Here is a 5,818-nt window from a genome sequence, read left to right on the forward strand (position 1 = left end):
GGATCCCGGCCGCCCGCGCCCCACGCCGCGGGTGGGCGCGAGCCTGACCCCCGGTGCGCGCGAGCCGGACCCCCGGTGCGCGCGACGTGGGGTGCGTGCACGCGAGCTGCGGCGTCCGGCTCCCCGACCGGCCTGCTCATGTCGCCAGGTGGGCGTTGGTGAACCACGTCGAGAAGTCCGGGCGGGCGGCCAGCGGCTTGCCGTCGGGACCGGCCAGCGTGCCCCCGTCGAACACGAACCCGGAGTACCCCGACCACATGCCCGCGGTCTGCGGGCCCACCTTCCCCGCATCGTCCTTGAGGTACTTCGCCGCCAGCATGTCCTGGCTGCGCGTGACGAGCGTGGGCTCTGTGAACGTTCCCGGGTTGGCGGCCATCAGCAGCTGGGCGGCCTTGCCCGGGTCGTCGGCGCCGAGCTGGTAGCCGCGCTGCGCGGCCTGCACGAACGCGGTGGCGACGTCGGGGTTGGCGGCGAGCCACGGCGAGTGGGCCATGAGCAGCACGCTGTAGGCGTCGGGGAAGCCGTAGTCGGTGTAGGCGAAGGTCTTGAACGGCTGGCCGCGCAGCTCCGCCTCGATGCCTTCCCACGCGACGAAGGGCTCGGTGAAGTCGACCTGCCCGGCGTAGAGCGCCTCGTACGCCGACGTGCCGAGCACCACCGTGGTGAACACGCCCTTGCCGCCGGCGTCCTTGATGACGGCGGCCATCTTCTGCTGCTCCCCCGGGGCGCCGAACCCGCCGTAGATCTTGCCGTCGAGGTCCTTGGGCGAGGTGATGTCGGTGCGGCCCGCCTTGATCCCGATCTCGGTGCCCCAGTGCTGCAGGATCGCCATCACCGAGGTGATGTCCGCGCCGGCCGCCTTGGAGTAGGTGAACGAGTCCTGGAACGAGATGCCGACCTCCGCCGCCCCGGACGACACGAGCGTGTCCGGCGAGGTGTTGTTGTACGGCAGGAACTGCACGTCCAGCCCGGCACCCGAGAACCAGCCCTGCTGCTGCGCGACGTAGAAGCCGGTGTGGTTCGTGTTGGGCGTCCAGTCCAGGGCGACGCGGACGGTCTGCCCGCCGCCCTTGCTGCTGTTGCCCCCGCAGGCCGCGAGCAGCGGGGAGAGCGCGAGTGCGCCGAGGACGGTCCTTCTGGGTACGCCAACCATGACGTTCCTCCCTACGCCGGTGCTAACCGGGTCAGGTTCGAACGGTCGACGGCCGGCCTGCCGCCCTCTCAGCCTCGGATCGTGGGCTCCCGCGGGGTCGGTCCGACCTTACGCGGCCGGACCGTCCGGATGCACCCTGACAGGAGCGAGCACGTCGCCCGCGGAGGTCACAGCAACGCCTGGTTCGCCCCGCCGTCCACCGGCACCGTCGTTCCCGTGAGGTAGCCCGCCTGCTCGGAGCACAGGAACGCGACCACGGAGCCGAAGTCCGCGGGGTCCCCGACACGTCGCGCCGGGACGGTGTCCACCGGCGCGTCGCCGTCGCCGTACATGCTCCGGACGCGGTTGGTGGCGTGCATGCCGGGCAGCACCGAGTTGACGGTGACCCCGTCGGCCGCGACCTCGGCGGCCAGCGTCCGGAGGAAGCCGGTGGCGCCGGCCCGCGCGGTGTTGGACAGCACCAGGTTCGGGTACGGCTGACGCACCCCGAGCGAGGTGATGGCGACGATCCGGCCCCAGCCCGCCTCCCGCATGCCCGGCACCGCGGCGAGGCACATGTGCACGACGGCGAGCAGGCTTCGGTCGAGCGCCGCCTGGTAGGCGGACGTGGGGGTGCCGAGCGCGGTGCCCGTGGCCGGGCCGGGACCGTTGACGACGAGGATGTCGAGCGGCCCCGCCTCCTCGACGAAACGCGTGGCCTCCTCCGGTCTGCTCAGGTCGGCCACGAGGTAGGACGCGCCGATCCTCCCTGCGGCCTCCTTCGCGCGCCCCTCGTCGGAGCCGCAGATCGTGACCTGCGCCCCCTCCGCCGCGAGCGCCGCGGCGCTCGCGAAGCCCAGGCCGCCGCTCGCCGCCGCCACCGCTGCCCGCCTGCCACCGATTCCGAGATCCACGGTGCCGATCAGACCACGTCTCGCGGCGCGGCGGCAGCCCCCGCCGCGAGCAGCTCCTCGCAGGCGCGCACCAGCGCCGCCGCCACCGTCCGCACGCCACGCTCGGTGGTCGGCCGGGACTCCCGCCGCTGCCAGTACTGCAGCTGCGCGGTGGCGGCCCACACCAGCTCCTGCGGCCCCGCGTCGGCGGCCAGCGCGAGGCGGGCCCGCAGATCCGTTCCCGCACCGCCGAGCAGCTGCACGGCGGTCCGCCGCTCCGCATCGGGCAGGTCGTGCTCGCCCGCGAGCAGGGCGTCGACGAGATCGATGTCGGACAGCTGGTGCCCGCCCGCCCGACCGGATCCGGTCCAGCGCGTAGAGCAAGGACCACCCCCCTGCGGGCGGCGGGTCGAGACGGACCAGGGCGTCGAGTGCGAGCAGCACCGACCGGGCCTTCAGCGTCCCGGCGCGGTCGGCGAACCGCGCGGGGTCGGTGGGCACCCCGTCGGCGCGGGCCTGCACCCCGATCGTGGGCACGGGGCGGTGTCGCTGCGGGCCCGGACGCGACGCCGCGAACCGCGCCGCGAACGCCTCCGCGTCCTCGGGGTGACCGTGGCGCAGCAGCTGGACGTACGCGTCCGGTTCGGGCGGGGCGTCCGGGTCCTGCGCGTCGACCACGACGGCCGGGGGCGTCGGATCCCCGGCCGCGGAACCGTGCGGCCACGCACCGCCACCGTCCGCGAGCATCCCGACCGGCGTCGACGTCCCGGCGCCCGGTGGGCCCGCGACCGCGATGCGCAGCGGATCACCGAGCCGACGGGCGAGCTCCTGCACCCGCGACGCCTGCGGGGTGCCCTCGTACAGCTCGCCTGCGGCGCGCACGAGGTCGCCGACCTGGTCGAGGAGCGGCACGCCGGTGGCCGCGACGCCGGTGGCTCGCGGCGCGCGCGTGCCGACGCCAGCAGGGCGGACACCAACAGGGCGGACACCAACAGGGCCGTCGCCGGCGGTGCCGTCGCCGGGCCGGTCCGGGCCCTGCGGCGCGGTGGCAGGCCCGGGGACCGGCACGGAGCCCTCCACGGTCGTGCCCGCGCCCGGCTTCGAGCGGATCTCGATCCGGCCGCCAACGACGGCGATCCGGGCCCGCACGTTGCGCAGGCCACGCCCCGGGGAGCCGGCGCCCGCCTCGGCGTCCCAGCCCGGCCCGTCGTCGGCCACGGTGAAGCACAGCCGCCCGTCGGCGACGCCGAGGCGCACCCGGACCGTGGCACCCTGGGCGTGCTTGCGGGCGTTGTTGACCGCCTCCAGGCAGCAGAACCAGACGGCCGCCTCGACGTCGGCGGGGAACCGCACGCCCGCGCCGACCCCGGCGCAGTCCACGACGACCGGCGGGTGTCCGCCGGCGAGCTCGACGTCCAGCGCGCCGGCGAGACCCCGCTCGGCCAGGAGCGGGGACGACACCCCCGACGCGGTCGCGGCGAGGATGGACTCGGCCGTGTCGATCTGCTCGGCGACCTGGTCGAGCCGGGCGCGCGCCGGCTCGAACTGGCCCACCGAGACCTGGTGCTCGACCAACCCCAGCGTCAGGCGCAGCGAGACGAGGTGGTGCTGGGCGCCGTCGTGCAGGTCGCGTTCGATGCGGCGCCGCTCACCGTCCATCGCGGCGACGGCCGCGCGCCGGGACACGGCGATCTCACCGGCGTGGGCCAGCGCGGCCCGCAGCTGGCGCTCCAGCTCGATGCCGGAACGGCTCGCCTGCAGCACCGCTCCGAGGCTGTCGGCGATGTCGTCCAGCAGGCGCCTGCGCTCGACGTGCACGCCGGCGACCGCGACGCGGTCGACCGCGATCCGGCCGATCAGCTCGTCGGCGTGGCGCACCAGAACCCCTACCTCGGCGTCCGATGCGGGTGCACTCCGCTCGGCCCACGTGTAGGAGCGGTCGCGCAGCCCCGGCCGGAACACGGTCAGCCGGCACCGCGTGGCCCCCAGCCCCCGCCCGACGGCCTCCGCGACCCGCGCCAGGTCCGGCGCGTCGGCCGCTGTCGCCCGCGAGAGCGCGGTGATCTCGGCCAGCACGCTGTAGGGGGCCGGCCGCGTGCCGTAGAGCACGCGGTCCACCAGCTGCTCGGCCCGCGCGTACACGGGCTGGAACGCGAGCGCCGACAGCGCGATGGCCACGGCCGTGGCGGGCAGGGTGGTGTAGGTCTCGCGGTCGGTCGTCAGGGTCACGACCACGGTCTGGACGACGAGGTAGCCGCCGCCGATGATCGCCGCGACGAGCGCGGCGACCAACCCGCGGCCGAACAGCCGCTCGGCGGTCCACAGCCCCTCGCGCTGTGCGGCGAGCAGCACCGCACCGCCGATCGCCACGGCGACCAGCCGGGAGAACCAGAACAGCAGGGCTGTCTGTGCCAGCAGCCCCGACATGCCCGGCGGCGCCGTCGGGTCGGTCAGCGTCAGCCCGTCCCAGCCGATCGCCCACAGCAGCCCCGTGATGACGACGAGGACGACCGCGATCGCGATCGCCGCCACCAGGACACTGAACAGCAGGCGCGCCCGCGTGCGCTCGGCCTCGGCCCGGCCGCCCCGGACCCGGCGCAGCAGCGCCGCCGCACCGATCACCGGCACCAGGAGCCCGAACAGGGCCACGCTGCCCACCGTGTTCGGCAGCAGGGCGGTGCCGAAGCCCACCAGCAGCAGGGCTGCTGTCAGCAACGTCCGCGCCGGCACCGAGCGGGGACGCAGGTCCCCCGCCCTCGGGTAGATCAGCAGGGCGAGCACGGTGGCCGCGCACGCCGTGCCGTGCAGCAGGACGTGGCAGAGCTCGCCGAGACCGATGCCGGTGGCCGTCCCCACGACCACGGACACGGCGCGGGCCTGCAGGGTGAACGCTCCGACCGCGCTGACCAGGCCGAGCGCGAGCAGGCGCACCGGCCAGCTCCGCCACCAGGACGCCAGGAGCACGACCGCGACCCCGATGCCCAGCAGGCCGAACGTGTAGTCGAGCGCGACCTCCGGGATCGGCGCGCTGTAGCGGGCGGCCGCCATCAGGCCCTCGGCCCACCGGTTCCCCTGCCTCGCCGCTGCGGCAGACGCCCCCGGCCCCCCGCCGGCCAGCACCACCGTGCCGATGGCCAGCGAGGCCAGCGTGCACACCCCCAGGAGCGCGACGTAGCCGGCGATGCCGAGGCGCCGCCGGGCGACCACGGCCCGGTCCCGGGTGGGCCGCGGTCCGGCGGCCCGGCTCATCGGATCCGGGTGTGCCGCGGCCTGGCCCGGAAGCGCGGGGTCCGTCGCCGGGTCCACGCCGACCGGCCCGACGAAGGCGGACTCATCGCTGCGGGATCCATCGCTGCGGGATCCATCGCTGCCGCATTCATCCCGGCGGCATTCATCCCGGCGGCGTTCATCCCGGCGGCGTTCATCCCGAGCCGGTGCGCAGCCGGCCCGAGGCCTGGGCCAGCACCGCGTACGGGGTGACGTCGCGATGCCGGGTGACCCGTTCGACGAGCCGGTCGACCCTGGGCCGCGCGAGGCCGAGCCCGATCGCGGCCAGCGCTGTGCCCACGAACGGCAGCAGCTCGATCTGGATCGCCCCGTCGGTCCCGTGGAGCAGCGCCTCGGCGACCGATCCGCCGCCCACGACGACGACGAGAACAACGCCCACCCCGCAGGCGACCAGAAGCACTCGCAGGAGCTTCGCGAGGATCATCCGGTTCATGACGCACCACCGGTCCCGGCGGAACCCGTCCGGGTTCCCGGGCTCACGCTACGACCCGCGCCGCACGCCACC

3 protein-coding genes and 1 riboswitch are annotated in these 5,818 nt (G+C 75.3%); all 3 genes read right to left on the minus strand.

Annotated features, from left to right (window positions below):
• Positions 1–136: 136 nt before the first annotated feature.
• The 3 genes from JWR81_RS18450 to JWR81_RS18460 all read right to left on the minus strand — a co-directional run bounded on the left by JWR81_RS18450 (position 137) and on the right by JWR81_RS18460 (position 5,746).
• Positions 137–1,153: an ABC transporter substrate-binding protein gene (locus tag JWR81_RS18450; protein ID WP_297654003.1), complete on the minus strand. Its 1,017-nt coding sequence runs from the start codon at positions 1,151–1,153 to the stop codon at positions 137–139.
• Positions 1,147–1,256: riboswitch (TPP riboswitch) on the minus strand. It overlaps the preceding gene by 7 nt.
• Positions 1,257–1,320: 64 nt before the next feature.
• Entirely contained in the window at positions 1,321–5,274 is a 3,954-nt protein-coding gene (locus tag JWR81_RS18455; protein WP_297654005.1) for an SDR family oxidoreductase, read from the minus strand.
• Between the two features lie 172 nt (positions 5,275–5,446).
• Positions 5,447–5,746, minus strand: a complete 300-nt coding sequence (locus JWR81_RS18460) for a hypothetical protein (protein ID WP_297654007.1) — start codon at positions 5,744–5,746, stop codon at positions 5,447–5,449.
• Between the last annotated feature and the right edge of the window lie 72 nt (positions 5,747–5,818).

The sequence above is a fragment of the Pseudonocardia sp. genome, from assembly GCF_025965585.1.
Classification (GTDB): domain Bacteria; phylum Actinomycetota; class Actinomycetes; order Mycobacteriales; family Pseudonocardiaceae; genus Pseudonocardia.